Origin of the sequence: Bradyrhizobium sp. Cp5.3 (genome assembly GCF_000426265.1) — a bacterium.
GTDB classification, from domain to species: domain Bacteria; phylum Pseudomonadota; class Alphaproteobacteria; order Rhizobiales; family Xanthobacteraceae; genus Bradyrhizobium; species Bradyrhizobium neotropicale.
The window spans coordinates 44713-65466 of sequence record NZ_AUFA01000035.1 but is presented as its reverse complement, the minus strand read 5'-3'; the positions used below and the strand labels follow the sequence as shown (position 1 = coordinate 65466).

Sequence of the window (20754 nt, the reverse complement as noted above, 5' to 3'; positions counted from 1 at the left end):
CTCGTTGCAGGGAGAACGCGAGGGCAGAGGGCTTGTTCCTGTGCGCGTGCGGCGCGCGAGGCCTTACCAGTGGCCGGTGTTCGGCATCGACAGCCAGGGTTCCTGCGGCGCCTTCGGCTCGCCCTTCTGCAGCAGCTCGATCGAGTGCAAATCGGGCGAGCGGACGAACGCCATATTGCCGTCACGCGGCGGCCGGTTGATGATGACGCCGGCCTTCATCAGCTTCTCGCAGGTCGCGTAGATGTCGTCGACCTCATAGGCGAGATGGCCGAAGAAGCGATCCTCGCCGTATTTCTCCTCGTCCCAGTTGTAAGTGAGCTCGACCAGCGGCGCGCCGCGCGTCGAGGGCTGCTTCTTCAGCGCTTCGAGATCGTCCGCCGAGCACAGGAACACCAGCGTGAAGCGCCCCTTGTCGTTCTCGATGCGCCGCACCTCCTTCAAGCCCAGCGCATCCTGATAAAACTTCAGCGCGACATCGAGATTGCGCACGCGCAGCATGGTGTGGAGATAACGCATGTCTTTTGCTCCCTTGGACGGTCGGAGGGTTTTTGTTCGGGCCGAGGCCGGCGCGGGCATCAAATAGCAGCAAAATGCGACAAGGGGCAGGGGGCGCGTGCACATGCGCGTGAGAATGAGGCGGCTGGTGAAGCAAACCAGCCAAGCGTGGACCGAAGCCGCAGAGCGAGCAGGGCGGCGATGGCGCATGAATTGGATGCACTGTCTTCGTTCGCACTGGTCCCCGTAACCGCGGATCAATCGGCGACAATCGGCCCGAACGCCTCCCATCGGTCGCCTGTGAAACGCATCATTCGAAACTCCTTGACCACGCGATAGTCGGTCGGGCTGGTGTTCACGGACAGCCCCGGGAGCAACAGATCAAGTTTGACGTCTTTCAGCCTCATCGCCTGCGCCATGACGTTCTCGCGCGTGAGATTATCGCCGCATTGCTTCAAGACCTGCACCAGCAGCTCGGCGGCGCTATAGCCATAGACCGTGAAGATGCTCTTCCGGTCGCCTCCCGGATAATAGCCGTCCATAAAGGCGCTCCATCGCCTCATGCCTTGGTCATCACGCCAGCTCGGGTCCGTGGCCTCCTTGAACGAGCTCGCTGAGATGATGCCTTTTGCGTTCTCGATGCCTGCTGGAATCAGGACCCCGTCGATGGACGACGATCCCACGCCAAGGAGATGAACGGGCTTCCAATCGAGCTCCGCCATCTTTCTGATGGCCTGGGCGGCGAATTTCGAGGCTGCCATGTTGATGAGAACGTCGACACCGGCCGCTTTGAGGCGTACGACCTGTGAGTCGACGGTCGGGTCCGACACATCGTATGAAGCGTCACTGACGATGAGTTCGCCTGCCCTGGCGCCCAACGCTTCCCTCAACCCGGTCAAATAATCCCTGCCACTCTCATCGTTTTGATAGAGCAGGCCGATTCTGGCATTCGGGTAGTTGTCCAGGATGAAGCGCGCGTAGACGCGAACCTCCGTGCGGAGATTGGGAGCAAATCCCATCGTCCAGGGGAAGTCGACCGGATCCTCAAAACGCGTCGCCCGTCCGGCCACGAAGAGCTGTGGGACCTTTCGGTCGTTGAGATATTTCTGAACCGCGATGTTCGAGGCATTGCCGAGCGTCTGAAATGTGAACAACACCTCGTCGCTCTCTATGAGCTTGCGAATTTGCTCGACCGTCTTGGACGGCGTTGCCGCATCGTCGTAGGAAATCAACGTGATCTTGCGTCCATTGACCCCGCCACGATCATTGATCATGCGAAAATAGGCTGCCTGTACCTTGCCGATTGCCGAGGATGCCGAGAGCGGGCCGCTATAGGGCATCGTCTGGCCGACCTTGATCTCGGTATCACTTGCGCCCTGACCGGATTGGCGGTCACCTGCAAGCGAAGGTGGCGTGACGAAAATTCCGGCAGCAAGGATTGCCGCTCTGGCGGCATTCGTGTGCAAGCTCGTACTCATCGCTGGGACCCTCGTTGCTCGCGCAGAGCTCGTGAACCCGAGCGCCGTTCACGACAGCATGCGCTTCACTGGCTGAAGAGCGAACTCATCGTACAGCCCGCGAGAAAGCTGATCGCCTGGATTGGATCAGAGCGTACAAGCGCAGTCCAAGGAACCCTGCCTGCGGTTTGTTGGGAAGTCTTCCCGATGTGGATTGGAGTTGGTCGAGCAGGTGTGCACATCTGTGCGGCAGGGACGAGGGGGTAACTACGCTGGCACCGATCAAGAATCGCTTCCTGCGTTGCGCCGACCTGCTCGACGGCCCGCCGGAGCCCGACTTGTTCGGCCGGCTGCACGCCGCGGAGAGCATCGGCCGGCCGCTTGGCGACGCTCGCTTCACCGCCCCTCTCTGGACTGGGCCGACCGCTGAAACCAGCCAACCGTGGACCGCGCCGCGGGCCGAGCAGGGCGGCAATGGCGAATGAATTTAGTGCACCGTCACCGCAATTCGCGGCCGCTCATTGAAACTGCCGCAGCAACTTCGGAGGCTACGGCAGGGACCGACAAGGTTGCCATGTGCAACTAGGCCGCAATCCGCTGCTCGACCGGCGTCGTCAGGTACTTGAGCACTTCGGCATGCTCCAGGTCGGGAACCGCGATGGCGGTGTGGCTGTACATCGCGTTGGTCTGTGATTTCGCAATCTTGTGCAGGATCTCACCGCCTTTGACGACATGGAGGCCCATACCCTCGTGAGAAGGGAAGATCGCCAACACCACGTCATAAGCCGCGATGATGGTTCTAAGCGCTTCAGCTTTGTCTTCGGCGAGGTCGACAAAAACGCGAACATCAGCCGCGAGTTCACGCAGCTCGTCAAAATCCAACACTGTGGGGTACTCCAACGCAACGATACTGACGGGAGCTTGGAGGCGTTGGGTTACTGAAGTATCAACAACGCATGCTGAGCCACAAGTTTCACGATGAGGTGAGCGAGGGGGCCTGCCCTGCCATCAGAGTCTCGTCATGACTTAAGAGCGAGTGGGGCGGCTTGCGACCGCCGCGTCAGTATTGCGCGTGATCATGGATTCCGATGTGGGAGAGATGGTGTGTCCCGCCGAATGTCGGATTGAGGCGACAGAGGGAGGGCGGCTTTCCCCGAGAGAAATCAATGAAGGTTTGGCGCGATGTCGAGCCGGCACACCTTTCGTTCGTGCGAACGCCTTGGCCCGACAGATGCTGCTGCCTGGGGATAAAGGCGTGGAACCCACCCTGGCCGCGCCTTGTGTTTTGGCCCTCGATGGGCTCTAAGCCCGGTGACTTCATGACCGATGGGCGTGAATCAGCAACGCGCTGCGTGGTTCAGCCGCGTCCTCAGCAGAATTTTGCCCGCTCCCACAAAGGAATTCAGACATGGCGAAGATGACGAAGACTCAATTGATCGATGCGATTGCAGAGGGCACTCAGCTTTCGAAGAACGACGTGAAGTCGGTCATCGAGTACATGGCGACTGTCGGATACAAGGAGCTCAACGAGTCCGGCGAGTTCGTCATTCCCGGCTTCGTGAAGATGTCGGTCGTGAACAAGCCTGCGACCGAAGCGCGGATGGGTGTGAATCCTTTCACGAAGGAGCCGATGCAGTTTGCGGCGAAGCCGGCGAGCAAGTCGGTCAAGGCGTCGCCGCTGAAAGTGGCCAAGGACGCCGTTTGAAGCTGAGGCGAGGGCTGTTGGCTGATAAGGCCGCCCGAAAGAAAAACCCCGCGCTTTCGCGCGGGGCTCTCTAGCTGACGGCGATGGGATTTCAGCGCCTGGCCGTCAGCCGTCCTTCTAACTTAAGGTTGAAAATCCAAAAAGCAACCGCGCCGCGGTGACGGAATATGTTCGTCAGGCGGCGCTGGCAAATGACTGGGCGCTGAAATCCCCAGCTTCCATGGGTCCTCACAGTGCCGAAAAGGTTCAAGGGGACGATCGGAAAATCGCTTCCCACGATGGAACTCGATCAACCGGTCGGTGGCTTTGCCGGCGTAAGTGCCAGTTGAGCCTCGAAAGTCCGCTCATATTGCCGGGAACAAACGTCTGCCAGCCACGTTCGGCCCTGCATGACTTGCCCGCAATGCTCCAAGCCGATGACGGCGAACTCAACCAATACATTCCGATGCGACCCCTGTCGCGAAATCATCATCGTGCTTGCAGTGGTCTCGAGGTTCGTGCCGCCGAAGAAGTAGTTCGGCGTGTCTTCATCAATCGTTAGGAATCGCTCCCTGCTGATTTCCTCGATTCCGATTCGTTCCCTGAGAACGAAATGGAGTCGGATGCAGAACAAGTCGTAATGCTTGTGCGAGCATTCAGTAGGCGGCGGCTTGTCCCTGTCCTTGCCTCGTCTCCGGAATACTGGATCGTCCGCCCCAACGTGCGATCGCGCACAAGGCGGGCGATGATGGTGAGATCGTGGGACGCGAGGACGCCAATCTCGTCATTGCGAGCGCAGCGAAGCAATCCAGACTGTCGCCGCGGAAAGATTCCTGGATTGCTTCGCTGCGCTCGCAATGACGAAGCAAGGTGTGCCGTCACGACTAGTCCAACTCACATCAAACCGCAGACGCCTTCGCAGTCTCTCGGCTGCACCGTCGATGCTGCAACCCGCCACCGCGATGAAGATCATTGCTTCCAGCACAAGCATCGACCACTCGGACGCCTCATTCGTGCGCAAACGAATTGTTAGGAATTCGTCCGCGTCGATTTCTTCGATTCCGATTCGTTCTTCGAGAACGAAATGGCGTCGAAGCTGGAACAAACCGGTCTGCAGGGCTGCCAGAACTTCGTCCGTCACCATCTCGACGCTCACGCCGTCCGGCGATATCGTGGCTGGCAGCGGGGGCGCTGCCATGAAGAACGGCCTCTACTCGATTCACATCCACATGCTCGACGGCGTCAAGGGCCGGGACAGCGGGATCCTGATCTTGCGCGACGGGGTGCTGCTCGGTGGCGGGCCGTATTTCTGGTCGCGCGGCTCGTACACGGTCGGCAGGGGCACCTGGAAGGGTGAGCTCGTCACCAACCAGCATTCGCCGCTGTCCGACCCCTTCGTCCGGCCGCTGTTCGGCGGCGAGGAGGCCCCGAGCGGCTTTTCCGGGACGTTCAGTGAGGACGGGGCCGAGGTGTTCGGTACCGTACTGGTCGAGGGCCGTCGCAGCCTGAGCTTTCGCGCGACGCTCAAACGCCTCGCCGACATCTGACACCGAAGCCCTAACGAAAGCTTGCATGGACGGCGATAACGCTATTCGGTTAGGTTAAAACCCCAATCGCGTTGCAGTTGCGGCGCATTGGGATAGGTGTTCGGCAAGACAAGCAAGAAACAGCTTTGCCATGACGCCATTTTCAAAACCGTCCTTTTACCAGGGTGACAGGCACACCTATCGGCGCGTCGCCGTCGTCGGCTCGCTGTTCTGCCTCGCTTTCGTGGTGATCAGCTTCTCGCTGCGTCCGCAGGTGGAGGACGCCCACGTCCTCGTCAAAGCCGACCGTCTGGTGCGCACCGCGGGCCAGGCTCCGCACACGAACTAGCGCTTCTCGTCGTAGATATGATCCTCGCCGGACGTGCGCTGGCACGAGACGCCGCGCGTGGCGATCGCCACGAAGCCGGCATAGCCGGACAGATTGAGCAGGACTTCAAGCCAAGCAGGCATGCTGGGCCTCTTTGTGTGATGAGCAGCACCAACGCGGCGGCCGAGCTCGTTGTTCCCGCACGTGAGCGGGAGCCTCGTTCAGACCCCTGATGAGGGATTGAGCCGGCGTCCGAGGCTCGCCACCGTCTCGGTGCAGGGAGAGTCCTTCAGGAACTCGGCGAGGGCGCGCGACAGCTCATGGTCGCTCATGGGAGTAGGTGGGGGACGCAGGGCACCAACGCCGAAGTTGCGGACGATCTCGTCGTAGTGTTGATTCTTCGTCTTCGGGATCAGTCTTCGGATACGTGCCAGCAAAGCGGATATCGGCATTTTCCCTCCTCGATCATCCGCCCCATTGGCAGCCGGTCGCGTCTGCTGCCATCTCCCTCCCCGTGAACTGAAAACCCCGCCAGCATCACCATGGATGCTGACGGGGTTCTTCGTGCTCGCACCTCTACCGGATAGCGGAGGCTCTCGCACTTATCGACCCAACGCGTGAGGCGCGATGGTGTTCCGTTTGTTCCAGACATTTTTGTGAGCGCAGCGGTTCCCATCCTGCGCGCAACCATCGCAGGTGGTCAGCGTTGTCCCGCCAGGTGCGAAGGAGGAGAACCATGATGAAGAAGACACTCGCAGTCCTGACCACGGTTGCGGCCGTGGGCGTTGCCGCGGTTGCGGCGCCGGCACCTGCGCAGGCGCGCCACATCGGACCGGGCCTCGCATTCGGTCTGGCCGCCGGCGCGATCACGGCGGGCGCCATCGCGGCGTCTCATCCGTATGGCTATTACGGCCCCGGCTACGGCTATTATGACGGCCCGGGCTATTATTACGGACCGGGCCCGTACGCCTATTACGGCGGACCGGTCTACCGGCACCACTACTATCGCCACTGGTAAGTGACGAGGTGAGAAGCGAAAAGCCCGGAGCAATGCTCCGGGCTTTTTGCAGGCACTTTTCCTTGCACTATTTCTTGCACAATGAATTTGGCGTGAGGTCTTACGGCCAGAGCGAGGGCCGTTCCACCTTGCGGGCATTCTCCAGCGTGGAGACGAAGTATTCCTCGCGCTCGCGCTTGAATTTTTCTTGCGTTGCACGGAAGGCCGCCACACGTGCGGCAATCTCGTCGCGCTCGCGTGCCTTGCGCTCTTCGTCTTCGGTCATGACGATCCCCTCTGTTCACTACTCAACTCAACTACTGCCGCCGCATCGCGCTGAGTCGCATTCACATATGCATCTGCGCTCCCGATTCTGGCGTCAATGGGGACGAGGCATTGCAGGATTGTGATATGCGGAGGGCGGAAAAATTTGCCGACCGCTTCCCGCCAGGCGGTGGATAAGAGCGTCAGCAATCTTGTCGCGAGTAACGAGAAGCGCGATGACAAGGCTGGCGTTCCGAAGTTGACGTCGCGGAAGCGGCGTAAAGACCCTTCGCGGCCTGTCACGAAGGCAGCTCGCGTGCTCAGACAGAGCGCGGCAACATCCGGTCCGGGCGTGCTATAGAGCCGGGCCTTGACTTACGGATGGCTCCTTCATGATTGCATCGGATCTTCGCAGCGGCGTTGAACGGCTCGGCGACATGATCGCCGCGGCCAAGACCATCGTGCCGTTCACCGGCGCCGGCATTTCGACCGAATGCGGCATTCCCGACTTCCGCTCACCCGGCGGCCTGTGGACCCGCAACCGTCCGATTCCGTTCGATGAATTCGTCGCCAGCCAGGACGCGCGCGATGAATCCTGGCGCCGCCGTTTCGCCATGGAGCCGACCTTTGCCGCGGCAAAGCCCGGCCGCGGCCACCGGGCTCTCGCCTCGCTCTACCGCGCGGGGAAGGTTCCGGCAGTCATCACCCAGAACATCGACAATCTGCACCAGGCCTCGGGCTTCGCCGCCGATCACGTGATTGAACTTCATGGCAACACGACTTACGCGCGTTGCATCGGATGCGGGCAGACCTATCAGCTCGACTGGGTGATGCAGCAATTCGAGGCGGAGGGGGCCGCTCCCGATTGCACCGTGTGCGACGAGCCGGTGAAGACCGCGACCGTCTCGTTCGGTCAGGCGATGCCGGAGGATGCGATGCAGCGCGCGACCGAACTGTCGCAAGCCTGCGACCTCTTCATCGCGATTGGTTCCTCGCTCGTGGTGTGGCCGGCGGCAGGGTTTCCGATGATGGCGAAGAATTGCGGTGCGCGTTTGGTGATCATCAATCGCGAGCCGACTGATCAGGACGATATTGCCGATCTCGTGATCCACGACGACATCGGCGAATCACTTGGGCCGTTTGTCGGCAATTGAGCCGACAATTTGATTCGCGGCTGTGCAAGCTGTTCATAGGTTCCGGCGAATCTCTTTTTTGTCTATGCCTCTCAACCGGGAGTGTTATCTTTGATTCGAGAGATTCGCGTCGCGTCTTGCTGGGAAGGTTCTCGATAGACGCGTGATTCGACACCGCCGCTGAGGCGGGTAGCATGGCAGTGTGGGGTCCGGGGTTATGGGGTCGTCGGACGGATTTGAGTCCAAGAAGGTTGGAGTTCCCGCGCCGGGTGGCGCATCGTCAGGTCGGCTCGCGCCAGGCGAGCTCGGCGGCGGCGGTCGCGATGCAGCGCTCAACCCCTTCACCGGATTAGGCGAGGCCAGCGCCAACCTCGTCGAGGTGACCGGCGTCATCAAGTGGTTCGACGCCTCCAAGGGTTATGGCTTCGTCGTTCCCGACAACGGTTGGCCCGACGTGCTCCTGCACGTTACGGTGCTCAGGCGCGACGGCTTCCAGACCGCTTACGAGGGCGCTCGCATCGTCGTCGAATGCATCCAGCGCGCCAAGGGCTACCAGGCGTTCCGGGTGGTCTCGATGGACGAGTCGACCGCGATCCATCCGGCGCAGATGCTGCCGCCGCGCACCCACGTGACGGTGACGCCGACCAGCGGGCTGGAGCGGGCCCAGGTCAAGTGGTTCAACCGGCTGCGTGGCTTCGGCTTCCTGACCTGCGGGGAGGGGACCCCCGACATCTTCGTGCACATGGAGACGCTGCGCCGCTTCGGAATGACCGAATTGCGCCCTGGCCAATATGTGCTGGTCCGCTATGGGCCGGGCTCCAAGGGGATGATGGCGGCCGAGATCCATCCCGAGACGGGGTCGCCCGGATTGTCTTCCCACTAACGGGATTGTCTTCCCACTTAGAGGTCTGTCTTCTCGCCAGATGGCTCTGGTCCCACTGGCGGTTGTGGCCGCTACTCCCGCAATCGTGAGCAGAGGCGCGCCTCCGGAGCGGAGCGCGCCATCTGGCTTTTGTCATGATCGCCACGTAAGGATGGGGTCCAGTCCCACGCCACAAAGGCCATGAGTGCCGTCCCCATGAGTTTTGATCGAAAGGCCGTCTGGTCCCGTGCCCGGGGCTGGCTCGCCGCAGTTCTCCTTGTCACCTCCTTTGTGGTCGTGAACGCACCGGTCCGTGCCGCCAGCTTCCAGTCGCTTGAGATCGTCACCAAGAATGGTGTCCAGGTGTTCTCGGTGGAGATGGCGACCACCGAGGAGGAGAAGCAGACCGGCCTGATGTACCGCAAGGAATTGGCCGACGGCAAAGGCATGCTGTTCGACTTCAATCCCGAGCAGGAAGTGTCGATGTGGATGAAGAACACCTACATCTCGCTCGACATGATCTTCATCCGCGCCGACGGCCGTATCCTGAGGATTGCCGAAAACACTGAGCCGTTCTCGACGAAGATCATCTCTTCCCAGGGGCTTGCGAGGGCGGTCCTGGAGGTGCCGGCGGGCACGGCACAGAAATACGGCATCCGGCCCGGCGACCGCGTCGGCCACCCGCTGTTCGGCAGCAAATAGAGCCCTTTGGCGGGCCAAAGCCAGCCTTGCTGGCGCCCCTGGAAGCGTGTATCGACGGGGCTCGCTGGACATTCGGGGTATAGCGCAGCCTGGTAGCGCGGCAGTTTTGGGTACTGCAGGTCGTTGGTTCGAATCCAGCTGCCCCGACCAGCAATTTCAGGCAAATGTGCCGCTGCATCGAATCCGGCGGTTCCAGCCCGGGTCTCGATGGCTCACGCTGCGATGTCAGATTTTTCCCGCGTCTGACGCCTGATCCGGCCGCGTGCCGCGTTGGAGGGAGAGGGCGGACCGCGCAATCGCTGCCAGCCTCCTCAGCGGCGGCGTCGACATCATCGACGTCCGAGACATCATCGACCTCCGCGACGTCGCAATCCGCCGGCGGCAGCCAGCGCAGATCGCAGGCGCCAAATGCCCGCTGCGGAGCGTCCTAAAACCGCTGGTGCGTGTTCTCTGCGCAGCGCGACTTCTGCGCGATTTTCCAGCGTGTTGGCGCAGACTTGCGGCACAAAATTCGCGGTCTTTCATCGAACCTTTGAAAGTCGCCGCAGACATATTGGTGTTGGGGATTTCAGCGCCCAATGCCTAAACGGACGCCGCCGAGCGAGGATACTCCGTTTGTGCGGCGTCGCGCTTTTGGGGCAGCGCAAGGTCAGCTCGAGGCGTACCAGCCGGCAGGAAACGGGATCAGCGGCCAGGCCGGATGATTGTCGTTGGCGGCTTTCGGCAGTTGACCAGGATTCCGCCCGACGGTCGCGGCCGGCGATGGCGGTGCGACCGCCAGATGCAAACATGCACACTGCAAATTCATCGTGATCGATCCGGGCAATATGCAGCCTCGGGAAATTCGGTCAGCTCAAATACGTCACGCCCTCAAAACGGCGCGCCTCGTCTCAAATTGCGCACGCATCTTAGGAAGGATGCGTCCGCGTTTCAACGGGCGGGGATTGGCTATTCCGGATAAGTAAGGTTGACCGGTTAGGTTAAGGACGAGCCGTAGTTGCGGCGGCTCTCGCGCGCGTTATCAGTCGTCACGGTTCGCGACGATGGGTGCCAACCCGGCTCACTCGAGATCACATTCGTCGCGGCGTTTCGTTTCGCGCGAGTTGTCAGCTATGGTTTTCGATCCGAACTCTGGAAAGCTCCGTCCCCGGTCCGGCTGGAGCGAGATCTGGCACCTCTGGACCGTGATCGTGCCGAGGCGCTCGATCAACGGGCAGCTGGTGTTCGGCAAGGTCTGGCGCCGGCACGACGGTCGCGACTGGATCTACAAGAAGTTCACCGAGTACAGCGACGAAGAGGCCGCCTGAACCGCTACGGCCGTTCGGCTGTTCGCGGGCGATTGGACCGGCGCGGCCGCGCCGGTTCGGCAGCTCAGCCGGCCTTTGCTGGCGTCGGCTTGGGGGCGGGCGGCTTCAGCGGCTTGTCCTGCCGCTTCGACCAGGAGATGTAGTAGGCGACCGTCGTCATGATCGCGATGCCGGCGACGCTGACGAAGATCTGCGCAAACAGCGAGCCCGAGCTCATCGACAGCTCGAAATGGCCGACGAAGGACAGGAACACGCCGACGCAGAACACGGCGAGCGACTGCTGGCCGCACACGATCAAGGGATCGAACACCTTCCACTCCAGGCCTGGCCAGTCCTTCGGCACGAAGCGGATCACTAGGATCACGATCACGGCGAAATGGATGAAGCGGTAGGGCGCGAGGTTGGTCTTGTCGTTCGGATTGAACGCCGAGAACAGCCATTCGGGGAACATGGCGCCGAGGCTCGGGAAGCGACCGGCCATGGTCATGATCAGCGCGAACAGGAGATAGGCAAGGCAGAGCCAGAGCGTGATCTGCGAATTGATCAGCCCCATCGAGCGCCGCGCGCCGCCCATCGCGCACCAGGCGCCGAACACGAACAGCACCTGCCAGCAATAGGGGTTGAAGTACCATTGGCCGGCCGGATAGGCGGTCAGATTCCAGCCGAAATGACGCGCGCTCAGCCACAGCACGATGGACAGCGCCATCGTCAGGTCCGGCTTGCGCAGCATGAACCAGAGCACGGGCGGAAACAGGCCCATCAGCACGATGTAGAGGGGCAGCACGTCGAGATTGAGCGGCTTGAAGCGCAGGAACAGGCCCTGCCGCAAGGTCTCGGTGGCGTTGTCGACGAGACCGGCCACGTTGAATTCGTTGATCATGTCCGAATCGCCGAAGCGCAGCGCCAGGTAGCTGATCGAGGCGATGTAGATCACGAACAGGATGATGTGGGCGACGTAGAGCTGCCAGACGCGTTTGGTGAGACGGGTGGCGCCGACGATGAAGCCGCGCTCCAGCATCATCCGTGCGTAGACGAAGGACGCGGTGTAACCGGAAATGAAGACGAACAGGTCGGCGGCGTCGCTGAAGCCATAATTGCGCGTCGTGATCCAGTTCACGACGTTGTCGGGGATGTGGTCGAGGAAGATCGCCCAGTTCGCGACGCCGCGAAACAGGTCGAGGCGCAGGTCGCGTCCCTTTTCCGGGAGCGTTGCACTGATGTTCAGGAAGGCCATGCGACGGGAGCTTTCGAAAAGGGCAGATACGCAGGCGTCGGCGGGGCGCTGATGCCGGGCGGGACCCCGACGAAGGCGGGTACGCAATTGTCACGGCGCAGCATAATGACTATACCCGTCGGCTAGGGTACCCAGGGGCGGAATCACCAATCAGTTCCCGATAGGTGTCTCTATATTATCCCCGCGGTTTCCACCAATTGCTACCGTGACGGATCGAAATCGAACGAAAATGACGCAAGGGACCCGGCCGACCAATGACCGCACGCATTTTTAAGCCTGCCAAAAACGCGATGCAATCGGGCAAGTCCAAGACCCGGGAATGGCAGCTCGACTACGAGCCGGAGCAGCCGCGGGCGGTCGAGCCGCTGATGGGCTGGACCTCGTCGGCCGACATGAAGCAGCAGATCACGCTGCGCTTCCTCACCAGGGAGGAGGCGATCGCCTATTGCGAGCGCAAGGGCATCGCCTACCAGGTGATCGAGCCCAAGGAGTCCCAGCGCCGGCCGGTCGCCTACGCCGACAACTTCTCCTTCCGCCGCGGCGAGCCCTGGACCCACTGACCTGGACCCATTAGGCCGCGTCCACCTCGGCCCGAGCTCCCTCGACAGCCCTTGGCAGCTATTTCGCCCCGTGCTTCGCTCTTGCGAGGCATGACGGGACCATGACGAGGTGGGTATGGCCGGGCGACACCAGCTCGACGGCGTCGATCTGAAGATATTATCCGAGCTGCAGCAGGACGGGCGTGTCCGCAACAACGAGCTCGCGCTTCGCGTCGGCGTGTCCGCGCCCAACTGCCTGCGGCGGTTGAAGGCCCTGTTCGGCAGCGGCGTCATTCGGGCGATCCGCGCCGTCATCGACGAGCGGCTGCTTGGCTACGAGGTCGTGTCGTTCGTCGCCATCCAGCTCGGCAGCCAGGCCCAGCCGGTGCTGGAGGCCTTCGAAGGCTCGATCGCAGCGATCCCGCGCATCCAGCAGTGCTGGCGGATTTCGGGTGACACCGACTATCTCCTGAAATGCGTCGCGCCCAGCGTCGAGAGCATGCGCCAGCAGCTGCTGCATGTCGCGGCGATGCCGAACGTGAAGACCGTCCGCAGCTTTCCGGTGCTGGGAGTGGCGAAGGATGTGCCGTTGCCGGTGCTGGAGGCCGCCGAGTTTGCGCCGGCGGGCTAGACCCAGCAGAACCCAAGGAATGGATCACCTCGTTATCGTTTACCATCGTTTACCCCGCGGCCATGTGATGTAATTACATGAGTCAGTCACCTAACTGTGACATGTGATTTGGGAAGTGCTGCAATGCAGCGCTCCCTGATTGTCGACCCTGATCGTGTCCCTACATCCGCGGTGTGAAGCTCGGCGTGCGCCGCACGCCGAGGACGCTTTGTGGGACCCTGACTCAGGAAAGACAACATGACCTCGACCTCGAAGATGTTTCTCGCCTCTGCGGCGACGCTGTTTGCGTCCGCGTTTCTCATGGTGACGGCGCCCGCCGCCCGTGCAGACGATTTCTGCATCACGAATGGCGCCCAGGCCGCTCATGGCTGCGGCTATCCGACGATGGAAGCCTGCAAGTCTGCAGCCGCCGGCATCGGCGGATCGTGTTCGCAGAGCGGCGGCGCGAAGAGCACGAACGACTCTCTCGCATATCAGCCGAAGCAGTCGCAGTCGCGCACCAAGCTTCGGTCCAACGCGAACTAACACTCGGATCGAGATCGGTTTCGAAACATTGCGGCCTCCGAGTTTGCGCTCGGAGGCCGCAAAAGCATGACGACTGCAACAATTGCCAGCGTGCGCGCGGCTCAACGATATCTGTCGCGAAACTCACGCGGCGAAGCGCCGGTCCAGGTTCGGAAGGCGCGGGAAAAGCTCTTTTCATTGCGGAAGCCGGCAAGCTCGGCGATCCGCTTGATCGGCACCCGGCCGCGCATCAACTCCTGCTTGGCGAGCTCGAGCTTGGCCTCTTCCTTCAAGTCGCGCAGCGAGGTCGATTCCTCGCGCAGGCGGCGATGCATGGTGCGGGTCGAGAGCGCCAGCTCGCTCGCGACGTCCTCCGCGCCGAGAATGCGGCCGCGCGCGTTGCGGAGAACGCGACGGACGCGTTCCACCAGGAGCCGGTCGCGCCGATAAGGCAGCACCGTCAGCCGCAGCGCGCCCTTCAGCATTGTGTCGAGGTCGCCGGCGCTGCGGGTGAGCGGCAGCGAAAGATAGTGCTTGTCGAACACGATGCTGGCGCAGTCCACGCCGAAGCGGACCGTCTTGCAGAAGATGGTCGGATAGACCGAGACGTGGAGCGGCTCGGGAAAGGGAAACTCCGCTTCGCGGAGCGCGATCGCGGAATCGACGGCCCAGCACGAAAAACCAAGCACGTAGCGCAGCAGGGTGACGAGGCAGAACTCGCGGCAGGCGCCGAGGTCGCGCAGTTCGCGTATTGAGACGGTTGCGGTCTCGGGTCCGATCAAGAGTTCGAACAGCACGTCTTCGGTCAGCAGGCGGTGATGACGGCACCAGCGCTTGAGCGCGACCTCGAGATTGGGCGCGGTGATCGAGGCGCGGCACAGCATGCCGTAGCTGCCCCAGGGCAGGCGGCGCGAGAACCAGCCGAGCGCTTCGTCGTTGAGTTCGCGCATGGCATGGCCCGCCAGCGTCTCGAACTGGGCGGCCGTCACCCTCCCATCCGCCGATTTGACGAGATCTGCCGTGACCTGGCCCTTGCCGAGGGCATCGGTTGGATCGCGTCCGTAGCGGTCGTAGGCCGCGACGACGCCGCGGACGAAGGCGGCGGGCGTCATGGCGCGGCGGGGCGTCGCGGTCGCGGCTTGAAAAGGCATGGAAAATCCTCGCCAAACTTGGCGGAAAATGCAACCTTTTAGACCGAAGCGGCGCCCGGTCGGGGGTAGGGTCGGGCCGATAAGAACGGAGGAATCGCCTTGAATATCCCGAGCATCGACTTCGATCTGGGCGAAGATGTCTCCATGCTGCGCGACACGGTGCGCGCTTTCGTGGAAGCGGAGGTCGCGCCCCGCGCCGCTGAGATCGAGAAGGCCAATCTGTTCCCGGCAGACCTCTGGAAGCGCCTGGGCGACCTCGGCCTGCTCGGCATGACGGCACCCGAGCAATATGGCGGCTCGAACATGGGCTATCTCGCCCACATCGTCGCCATGGAGGAGATTTCGCGGGGCTCGGCCGCGGTGGGGCTCTCCTACGGCGCCCATTCCAACCTCTGCGTCAACCAGATCCGCCGCAACGGCAGCGAGGCACAGCGGCAGCGCTATCTGCCGAAACTGATCTCCGGCGAGTATGTCGGCGCGCTGGCGATGTCCGAGCCCGGCGCCGGATCGGACGTGGTCTCGATGAAGCTGCGTGGCGACAAGCGCGGCGACCGCTACGTACTGAACGGCTCGAAGATGTGGATCACCAATGGCGGTGATGCCGACGTGCTCGTCGTCTACGCCAAGACCGATCCCGACGCCGGCCCGCGCGGGATGACCGCGTTTCTCATCGAGAAGGGCTTCAAAGGCTTCACCCACGGCCAGCATCTCGACAAGCTCGGCATGCGCGGCTCCAACACCTATCCGCTGTTCTTCGACGAGTGCGAGGTGCCGGAAGAGAACGTGATCGGCGGCGTGGGCGAGGGCGTCAAGGTGCTGATGTCGGGCCTCGACTATGAGCGGGCGGTGCTCTCCGGCGGCCCGCTCGGCATCATGGCGGCCTGCATGGACGCGGTCGTGCCCTACATGCACGAGCGCAAGCAGTTCGGCCAGCCGATCGGCGACTTCCAGCTCATGCAGGGCAAGCTCGCCGACATGTATTCGACCTGGCAGGCCACGCGCGCCTATGTCTACGCCGTGGGGCGCGCCTGCGATCGTGCCGAGCACGCCCGCAGTTTACGCAAGGACGCGGCTGCCGCGATCCTCTATTCCGCCGAGAAGGCAACGTGGATGGCGGGCGAGGCGATCCAGGCGCTCGGCGGCGTCGGCTATACCAGCGAATTCCCCACGGGACGGCTGTGGCGCGATGCCAAGCTCTATGAGATCGGCGCCGGCACCTCGGAGATCCGCCGCATGCTGATCGGCCGCGAGCTGATGGCGGAGACGGCTTAGGCTCCACGCAATTGGAATTGCCGCGAAACTGGTTCAACCTGTCGCGGCCTCTCACCACGTCACCAGAAGCGCGGGACCACATGCCGCTCCATTCCAGCATCGATCCATCGTCATCCGATTTCGCCCGCAATGCCGAAGCCATGCGCACGCTTGTCGCCGATCTGCGCGAAAAGCTGAGCCAAGTGGCCGGCGGCGGCGGCGAGGCCTCGCGCAACCGCCACACCGCGCGCGGCAAGATGCTGGCGCGCCAGCGCGTCGACCTGCTGGTCGACCCCGGCACATCGTTCCTGGAGCTGTCGCCGCTTGCGGCCTACGGCCTCTATGGCGGCGACGTGCATTCGGCGAGCATCGTGACCGGCGTCGGGCGTATCTCGGGCCGCGAATGCGTGATCGTCGCCAACGACGCCACCATCAAGGGCGGCACCTACTACCCGATGACCGTGAAGAAGCATCTGCGCGCGCAGGACATTGCGCGGCAGAACAATCTGCCCTGCGTCTACATGGTCGATTCCGGCGGCGCTTTCCTGCCGCTTCAGGACGAGATCTTCCCGGACGAGCGGCATTTCGGCCGCATTTTCTATAACCAGGCGCAGATGTCCTCGCAGGGCATCCCGCAGATCGCAATCGTGATGGGTTCCTGCACCGCCGGCGGTGCCTATGTGCCGGCAATGTCGGACGAGAGCATCATCGTGCGCAACCAGGGCACCATCTTCCTCGGCGGCCCGCCGCTGGTGAAGGCCGCAACCGGCGAGGTGGTGAGCGCGGAAGAACTCGGCGGCGCCGACGTGCATTCGCGCCAGTCCGGCGTGACCGATCACTACGCGCAGAACGATGCCCATGCGATCGGCATTGCCCGGCGCATCGTCGGGACGCTGAAACCGTCGACGCGCCCGAACCTCAACATGCATCCGCCGCGCGAACCGTTGTTTGCGGCCGAGGAGATTTACGGTGTCGTGCCGGTCGATGGCAGAAAGCCGTTCGATGTGCGCGACATCATCGCCCGCATCGTCGACGGCTCCGAGTTCGACGAGTTCAAGAAGCTCTACGGCACGACGCTGGTCTGCGGTTTCGCCCATATCTGGGGTTTCCCGGTCGGAATCATCGCCAACAACGGCATCCTGTTCAGCGAGAGCTCGCTGAAGGGCGCGCATTTCATCGAGCTGTGCTGCCAGCGCGGCATTCCACTGGTGTTCTTGCAGAACATCACCGGCTTCATGGTCGGCAAGAAATACGAGGCCGGCGGCATCGCGCGCGATGGCGCCAAGCTCGTCACGGCGGTTGCAACCGCATCGGTACCGAAATTCACCGTCGTGATCGGCGGCTCCTACGGCGCCGGCAATTACGGCATGTGCGGGCGCGCCTACAGCCCGCGCTTCCTCTGGATGTGGCCGAACGCGCGCATTTCCGTGATGGGCGGCGAGCAGGCGTCCATGGTGCTGAGCCAGGTCCGGCGCGACAACATCGAGGCCAAGGGCGATAGCTGGTCGAAGGAAGAGGAAGAGAAATTCCGCAGCCCCATCCGCGCGCAATATGAGAGCCAGGGCCATCCCTATTATGCCACCGCGCGGCTGTGGGACGACGGCGTGATCGATCCGGCCGATACCCGGCTCGTGCTCGGCCTCGGCCTCTCGGCGGCGTCGAACGCGCCGATCGAACCGACGAAATTTGGCCTGTTCAGGATGTGATGCGATGGACCGCTCAAACCTCTATCGGCGCTTTCGCACGCTCCTGATCGCCAATCGCGGCGAGATCGCCTGCCGCGTGATCCGCACCGCCCGGGCCATGGGGCTGCGGACCGTGGCCGTCTATTCCGAGGCCGACCGCGACGCGATGCATGTCGCGCTCGCCGACGAGGCCGTGCTGCTCGGGCCCGCGCGGGCGCGCGACAGCTATCTCAATGTCGAGCGGCTGATCGAAGCCGCGCGGAAGACCGGCGCCGAGGCCGTGCATCCCGGCTACGGCTTCCTGTCGGAAAATGCCGAGTTCGCGCGGGCCTGCCTGGACGCCGGATTGGTCTTCGTCGGCCCGACCGCCGGGATGATGACGGCGATGGGCTCGAAGTCGGGCTCCAAGGCGCTGATGGAGAAGGCCGGCGTGCCGCTGGTGCCGGGCTATCACGGCGAGGCCCAGGACGAGGCGACGCTGGCGAAGGCGGCCGAGAAGATCGGGTTCCCCGTGCTGGTCAAGGCTTCGGCCGGCGGCGGCGGCCGAGGCATGCGCATCGTGCGCTCGGCGGCTGAACTCGGCCCCGCGATCGTCAGCGCCAAGCGCGAGGCGAAAGCCGCGTTCGGCGATGACACCATGCTGATCGAGAAATATGTCGACAATCCCCGGCACATCGAGGTGCAGGTGATCGGCGACAGCCACGGTAATCTCTTGTCGCTGTTCGAGCGCGAATGCACGCTGCAGCGCCGGCACCAGAAGGTGATCGAGGAGGCTCCGTCGCCGACGCTCAACGCCGCCCAGCGCGAGACCGTCTGCGCGGCCGCGCGCAAGGCGGCCGGGGCTGTGAACTATGTCGGTGCTGGCACCATCGAATTCGTCTCCGACGGCAAGGACGTGTTCTTCATCGAGATGAACACCCGCCTCCAGGTCGAGCATCCCGTGACGGAATTGATCACCGGGATCGACCTCGTCGAGTGGCAGTTGCGCGTCGCCTTCGGCGAGGCGTTGCCGCTCAAGCAGGACGAGATCCGGCTCAACGGCCACGCCATCGAGGCGCGTGTCTACGCTGAAAACCCGACCAAGAACTTCATGCCGTCGGTCGGCAGGATCTCGACCTGGCGTTTGCCGAAAGAGACCGGGGGCCTGCGTATCGACGCCGGCTATCGGGAGGGCGACAGCGTCTCGCCCTATTACGACGCGATGCTGGCCAAGATGATCGCGTGGGCCCCGACCCGGGATGTCGCGATCGAGCGGCTGAACCGCGGGCTCGAAGATTCCGATGTCCGCGGCATCGTCACCAACATTCCGTTCCTGTCGGCGCTGATGACGCATCCGAAGGTGCGGACCAACGCGGTCGACACCGGCTTCATCGAACGCGAGCTGGCGGTTTTGACGCCGGCCGCCACCGTGCCCGGCGAGCTCGAGCTCTGTGCCGCCGTGGCCGCGATCGTCAATGAGGAACGCCAGGCCGCGCAGGCGGATGCGAGTTCGCCCTGGCAGACCTTTGGCTGGATGCCGGTCGGCCGGCGTCAGCGCAGTTTCGCCTTCCGCGTCGGCCATGGGGCCGAGCAGAAGATCGCGCTGAACTACGGCGGCGGCCCGTCGACCCTCGTCATCGGCGAGCGCGAGCTCGCCTTCGCGATCACGCCGAGAGAGGGGGGCTTCGATCTCACGCTCGACGGTGTCAAATCGCTGGTCGCGGCCGTGATCGACGGTCACGAGCTCTATTTGCGCACCCGCAACGGCCGCTTCGACCTGCACTGGGTCGACCCGTTCGGCGGCGAGAGCGAGGAGCATGTTGGCGAGGACAAGATCGCGGCGCCGTTGCCGGGCACGGTCGTTGCCGTACTCGCGGAAGAGGGGGCGAAGCTCGAGAAGGGTGCGCCGATCCTCACCCTGGAAGTGATGAAGATGGAGCAGACGCTGCGCGCGCCGTTCGCGGGCGTCTTGAAGGCGATCAAGTGCAAGGTCGGCGACATCGTGCAGGAAGGTGTCGAACTGGCCGTGGTCGAGCCGTCGGGCGAGGAAGAATGATGAGCGATCCGGTCCGCATCATCGAAATGGGGCCGCGCGACGGCCTCCAGAACGAGAAAACGCCGGTCAGCGTCGAGGCCCGCATCGCCTTTGTCGAGGCGCTGGTTGCTGCCGGGCTCACCGCCATCGAGGTTGGCGCTTTCGTCTCGCCGAAGGCCATCCCGCAGATGGCGAGCTCCGATGCCGTGCTGCGCGGCGTAAGCCACGTCGATGGCGCCGAATTCCACGTGCTGGTGCCGAACGAGAAAGGCTACGAGGCCGCGCGCGCCGCCGGCGCCAAGGTGGTCTCCGTGTTCGCGGCAGCGTCGGAGGGCTTCTCGCATGCCAACATCAACTGCTCGGTCGCCGAGTCCATCGAGCGGTTCAAGCCAGTGATGGCGCGTGCCAGGGCCGATGGCGTCAAGGTGCGCGGTTATATTTCCTGTGTTCTGGGCTGCCCGTTCGACGGCGAGATCAAGCCGAAGGCGGTCGCCGATCTCGCTGGCACGCTATGGGACCTCGGCTGCTACGAGATCTCGCTCGGCGACACCATCGGCGTCGGCACGCCGACCAAGGCGAAGGAGATGTTGCGCGCAGTCAGCGCGAGCATTCCCGCAGCCCATCTCGCAATGCATTTCCACGACACCTACGGCCAGGCGCTCGCAAATCTCTATGCCGGCATGGAGGAGGGCGTCCGCGTCATCGATTCCGCCGCCGGCGGGCTCGGCGGCTGTCCCTACGCCCCCGGCGCCACCGGCAATGTCGCCACCGAGGATGTCGTCTACATGCTCGAGGGCATGGGCATCAGCACCGGCATCGACATGGAGAAGCTGCTGGCGGCGACGAACGAGATCAGCGGGTTGCTCGGGCGGCCGCCGGCGAGCCGCGTGGCGACAGCGCTGAACGCAAAGAAGGGACGTGCAGCTTCGTAGGGTGGGCAAAGGCGCGTAGCGCCGTGCCCACCATCTCTCCACAATCGCACCGGTAAGC

Annotated in this window: 25 protein-coding genes and 1 tRNA gene; 17 read left to right on the top strand and 9 right to left on the bottom strand. The window is 63.1% G+C overall.

Annotation, left to right across the window (positions count from 1 at the left end; genetic code table 11):
• Window positions 1–63 precede the first annotated feature (63 nt).
• Entirely contained in the window at window positions 64–516 is a 453-nt protein-coding gene (locus K289_RS0132165) for a VOC family protein (RefSeq protein ID WP_027555235.1), read from the bottom strand.
• Between the two features lie 236 nt (window positions 517–752).
• The gene (locus tag K289_RS0132160) at window positions 753–1973 is read right to left on the bottom strand and encodes an ABC transporter substrate-binding protein (protein ID WP_027555234.1); all 1221 of its coding nucleotides are present in this window, start codon (window positions 1971–1973) and stop codon (window positions 753–755) included.
• 188 nt (window positions 1974–2161) lie between these two features.
• Here K289_RS0132160 and K289_RS50870 point away from each other — a divergent pair, with 188 nt between their 5' ends.
• Window positions 2162–2437, top strand: coding sequence for a hypothetical protein (locus K289_RS50870; protein ID WP_027555233.1), 276 nt, complete (start codon window positions 2162–2164; stop codon window positions 2435–2437).
• A gap of 97 nt (window positions 2438–2534) precedes the next feature.
• On the opposite strand, the gene K289_RS0132150 is transcribed toward K289_RS50870, so the two are convergent.
• On the bottom strand, window positions 2535–2837 hold the full coding sequence (locus tag K289_RS0132150) for a hypothetical protein (protein ID WP_027555232.1): 303 nt from the start codon (window positions 2835–2837) through the stop codon (window positions 2535–2537).
• Between the two features lie 523 nt (window positions 2838–3360).
• On the opposite strand from K289_RS0132150, the gene K289_RS0132145 reads away from it, so the two are divergent.
• The gene (locus K289_RS0132145; RefSeq protein WP_018323108.1) at window positions 3361–3657 is read left to right on the top strand and encodes an HU family DNA-binding protein; all 297 of its coding nucleotides are present in this window, start codon (window positions 3361–3363) and stop codon (window positions 3655–3657) included.
• A gap of 763 nt (window positions 3658–4420) precedes the next feature.
• Here K289_RS0132145 and K289_RS0132135 read toward each other — a convergent pair.
• The gene (locus K289_RS0132135; protein ID WP_027555230.1) at window positions 4421–4834 is read right to left on the bottom strand and encodes a hypothetical protein; all 414 of its coding nucleotides are present in this window, start codon (window positions 4832–4834) and stop codon (window positions 4421–4423) included.
• Between K289_RS0132135 and K289_RS0132130 the strand changes: the two genes are divergently transcribed.
• Entirely contained in the window at window positions 4833–5183 is a 351-nt protein-coding gene (locus tag K289_RS0132130; RefSeq protein ID WP_027555229.1) for a GrlR family regulatory protein, read from the top strand. The genes K289_RS0132135 and K289_RS0132130 overlap by 2 nt on opposite strands.
• A gap of 130 nt (window positions 5184–5313) precedes the next feature.
• Entirely contained in the window at window positions 5314–5511 is a 198-nt protein-coding gene (locus K289_RS0132125; protein ID WP_027555228.1) for a hypothetical protein, read from the top strand.
• On the opposite strand, the gene K289_RS52895 is transcribed toward K289_RS0132125, so the two are convergent.
• Both K289_RS52895 and K289_RS0132115 read right to left on the bottom strand, forming a co-directional pair.
• On the bottom strand, window positions 5508–5633 hold the full coding sequence (locus K289_RS52895) for a hypothetical protein (RefSeq protein ID WP_256380029.1): 126 nt from the start codon (window positions 5631–5633) through the stop codon (window positions 5508–5510). The two genes, K289_RS0132125 and K289_RS52895, sit on opposite strands and share 4 nt — an antisense overlap.
• Window positions 5634–5711: 78 nt before the next feature.
• Window positions 5712–5942 carry a hypothetical protein gene (locus tag K289_RS0132115; protein WP_027555227.1) on the bottom strand — a complete coding sequence of 77 codons (231 nt, stop codon included), beginning with the start codon at window positions 5940–5942 and terminating at the stop codon, window positions 5712–5714.
• A gap of 287 nt (window positions 5943–6229) precedes the next feature.
• On the opposite strand from K289_RS0132115, the gene K289_RS0132110 reads away from it, so the two are divergent.
• Complete coding sequence (locus K289_RS0132110) at window positions 6230–6508, top strand: hypothetical protein (protein ID WP_027555226.1); 279 nt, start codon at window positions 6230–6232, stop codon at window positions 6506–6508.
• Window positions 6509–6608: 100 nt separating this feature from the next.
• On the opposite strand, the gene K289_RS51835 is transcribed toward K289_RS0132110, so the two are convergent.
• Entirely contained in the window at window positions 6609–6773 is a 165-nt protein-coding gene (locus K289_RS51835) for a hypothetical protein (RefSeq protein ID WP_162832225.1), read from the bottom strand.
• A gap of 370 nt (window positions 6774–7143) precedes the next feature.
• On the opposite strand from K289_RS51835, the gene K289_RS0132100 reads away from it, so the two are divergent.
• The 5 genes from K289_RS0132100 (at window position 7144) to K289_RS0132070 (ending at window position 10755) form a co-directional block, all read left to right on the top strand.
• The gene (locus K289_RS0132100; RefSeq protein WP_027555225.1) at window positions 7144–7905 is read left to right on the top strand and encodes an NAD-dependent protein deacetylase; all 762 of its coding nucleotides are present in this window, start codon (window positions 7144–7146) and stop codon (window positions 7903–7905) included.
• Window positions 7906–8101: 196 nt separating this feature from the next.
• Window positions 8102–8767: a cold-shock protein gene (locus K289_RS0132095; protein WP_027555224.1), complete on the top strand. Its 666-nt coding sequence runs from the start codon at window positions 8102–8104 to the stop codon at window positions 8765–8767.
• A 195-nt stretch (window positions 8768–8962) separates the two neighbouring features.
• Window positions 8963–9448, top strand: coding sequence for a DUF192 domain-containing protein (locus tag K289_RS0132090; RefSeq protein ID WP_027555223.1), 486 nt, complete (start codon window positions 8963–8965; stop codon window positions 9446–9448).
• 73 nt (window positions 9449–9521) lie between these two features.
• Window positions 9522–9598: transfer RNA gene (locus tag K289_RS0132085), tRNA-Pro, on the top strand.
• 962 nt (window positions 9599–10560) lie between these two features.
• Window positions 10561–10755, top strand: coding sequence for a hypothetical protein (locus K289_RS0132070; RefSeq protein WP_027555221.1), 195 nt, complete (start codon window positions 10561–10563; stop codon window positions 10753–10755).
• 64 nt (window positions 10756–10819) lie between these two features.
• Here K289_RS0132070 and K289_RS0132065 read toward each other — a convergent pair whose 3' ends face one another.
• A complete protein-coding gene (locus K289_RS0132065; RefSeq protein WP_027555220.1) occupies window positions 10820–11989 on the bottom strand; it encodes an OpgC domain-containing protein in 1170 nt (389 codons plus the stop codon).
• 254 nt (window positions 11990–12243) lie between these two features.
• Between K289_RS0132065 and K289_RS0132060 the strand changes: the two genes are divergently transcribed.
• From K289_RS0132060 to K289_RS0132050, 3 genes are all read left to right on the top strand, one after another.
• Window positions 12244–12549: an ETC complex I subunit gene (locus K289_RS0132060; protein WP_027555219.1), complete on the top strand. Its 306-nt coding sequence runs from the start codon at window positions 12244–12246 to the stop codon at window positions 12547–12549.
• 115 nt (window positions 12550–12664) lie between these two features.
• Window positions 12665–13159 carry an Lrp/AsnC family transcriptional regulator gene (locus K289_RS0132055; RefSeq protein WP_027555218.1) on the top strand — a complete coding sequence of 165 codons (495 nt, stop codon included), beginning with the start codon at window positions 12665–12667 and terminating at the stop codon, window positions 13157–13159.
• A gap of 237 nt (window positions 13160–13396) precedes the next feature.
• Window positions 13397–13684, top strand: a complete 288-nt coding sequence (locus K289_RS0132050) for a DUF3551 domain-containing protein (protein WP_027555217.1) — start codon at window positions 13397–13399, stop codon at window positions 13682–13684.
• A 101-nt stretch (window positions 13685–13785) separates the two neighbouring features.
• On the opposite strand, the gene K289_RS0132045 is transcribed toward K289_RS0132050, so the two are convergent.
• Entirely contained in the window at window positions 13786–14814 is a 1029-nt protein-coding gene (locus tag K289_RS0132045) for an AraC family transcriptional regulator (protein WP_027555216.1), read from the bottom strand.
• A gap of 99 nt (window positions 14815–14913) precedes the next feature.
• Here K289_RS0132045 and K289_RS0132040 point away from each other — a divergent pair, with 99 nt between their 5' ends.
• From K289_RS0132040 to K289_RS0132025, 4 genes are all read left to right on the top strand, one after another.
• The gene (locus tag K289_RS0132040) at window positions 14914–16086 is read left to right on the top strand and encodes an isovaleryl-CoA dehydrogenase (protein ID WP_027555215.1); all 1173 of its coding nucleotides are present in this window, start codon (window positions 14914–14916) and stop codon (window positions 16084–16086) included.
• 80 nt (window positions 16087–16166) lie between these two features.
• On the top strand, window positions 16167–17771 hold the full coding sequence (locus K289_RS0132035; RefSeq protein ID WP_027555214.1) for a carboxyl transferase domain-containing protein: 1605 nt from the start codon (window positions 16167–16169) through the stop codon (window positions 17769–17771).
• Between the two features lie 4 nt (window positions 17772–17775).
• Window positions 17776–19785: an acetyl/propionyl/methylcrotonyl-CoA carboxylase subunit alpha gene (locus tag K289_RS0132030; protein WP_027555213.1), complete on the top strand. Its 2010-nt coding sequence runs from the start codon at window positions 17776–17778 to the stop codon at window positions 19783–19785.
• The gene (locus K289_RS0132025) at window positions 19785–20696 is read left to right on the top strand and encodes a hydroxymethylglutaryl-CoA lyase (protein WP_027555212.1); all 912 of its coding nucleotides are present in this window, start codon (window positions 19785–19787) and stop codon (window positions 20694–20696) included. Before K289_RS0132030 ends, K289_RS0132025 begins: the two co-directional genes overlap by 1 nt.
• Window positions 20697–20754 lie beyond the last annotated feature (58 nt).